This is a genomic window from Pseudomonas sp. JDS28PS106 (assembly GCF_036706555.1).
In the GTDB taxonomy this organism is placed as follows: Bacteria; Pseudomonadota; Gammaproteobacteria; order Pseudomonadales; family Pseudomonadaceae; genus Aquipseudomonas.
Map to the genome: position 1 here is coordinate 1 of NZ_JBAJGT010000028.1, position 1,626 is coordinate 1,626.

General features: G+C 64.6%; 1 pseudogene. It reads right to left on the bottom strand.

The features are described from left to right. Nucleotides 1–1,626: pseudogene (locus tag TRP66_RS23390) on the bottom strand (hypothetical protein); the annotation flags it as partial.

Genomic DNA, 1,626 nt, shown 5'->3' on the forward strand with positions numbered 1-1,626 from the left:
GGCGTCCAGGAAGGCGCGCATTTCGTTGTGGATCAGGCGGCTGTAGTGCTTGTCCTGAAAATCCAGCAGCTCGGGGATGCGCAGGTGGTGCTGACGTAGATCAGCCTGAAGTGTCTGCAGGTGGCGCGACAGGCTGCGCCGGTCCTGACGGCCGATGCTGGGGTACTGCCAGTTGTATTGCAGGTCGTGTATCTGCTTGGTCAGCACCCGCAGTTCGCGCTTCCAGTTTTTCAGCCGGTTGCCGGCGTCGGCGTCGATGGCCAGGCGTTCGGTGGAACCGGTCAGCATGCGGCCGATGATCAGGCTGCGCAGCAAGGCCGGCAGGCTCTGGTGTTTGCCACGCACCCGGCGACTGTCGAGGGGTACCCAGGCGGTGAGGAGGGTTTGCGCAACGTGCGTGCCTTGTCCGGCCGCCAGTTCGGAGAGGTTTTTGAGCGTGTTACGGGCGGACTGCTTGAGCGAGCCCATGAATTTCGAGTCGGTCACCTCGGCGTGGTTGAGCAGCGAGTTCAACTCGCCGACCCGGGTCGCCAGGTTGGCGTGATCGTTGAGGCCGTTGAGCAGGCGGTCGGCTTCCTGGTCCAGCGCGTGCTTGATGCCGGGCGAAAAGCCGTAACGCAGCGTGCCGAACAGGGTGGTGGGCAAGTCCTCCTGTTTGAGCAGCCAGTCATGGGTCTGGATATCCTGGACCAGCACGGCCAGCAGGTCGCTCATGAGGCTTTGCAGGTAGAGCAGGCTGTCGGGGTCCTCGGTGTCGATGAACAGGGCGTGCGGGTCGAGCCCGATATGTTGCGCCCAGAGCATGAGGTCGTTCTGGGTATCGTGGAGTTGGCTCGTCAGGCGATCGCCGTTTGGCTTGTGCAGGGTTATGTAGGCGCGGGCCCCTTTGACGTCCACCTCCTGACGCCATTTGGCCCGCTGATTCCACGACTCGAAGTCCTTGTCGGAAGGCAGGACGCCGTACTGGTCCCTGAGCGCCGCCGCCATGCTCACAACCTCCACCGTTGCGTTGTCGCATGACGAAAAGTCCATGCACTCGCTCTGCTGCAGCAGACGCCGGTCCAGATAGTCGTCCACCTCGCTCAGGTAGGTCTGGGTGCGCGCGACGTCATGCTTGACCATCGTGGGCAGTCGGTCAGGGTCGTCGCTGCTGGCGCAGAGATTGGTGACCACCTGCGCCATCTGTACTTTGTGGTCGTGCTCGGCCTGCCAGGCCTGCACCGCCGCCTGATCGGCCGCCAGTTGCAGGCCCAGGTCGGTGAGCACTGCCAGCGGGTCGTCCAGAGCGATAAGCAAGGCGCTGTCCTGATCCGGCACGCTGCCGAGCCAATGCGCATCGAGGCCGGCGGGCGAACACAGCGGCTCCTCGGCCGCATTCTCGGTGGTCGGCACGCAGGAGTCGTCGAAGCGGCCGTCATGGGTCACCTGCTGCGTATCGATATCGGCCACCGCTTCGGCGATCCGGCGCAGCGGCAGGGTGCCGGGTTCGGCCATGGTCAGGCTGTAGCGCGACAGATCCAGAGCCGTCATCCACCGGGCGCGATGTTCGGGGCTGGCGCGCATTTGTTCGCACAGTCGTGGGCTCCAGGGCCGGGAGGAAAACGCCAGGCGCAGCTGGTGAGTGCG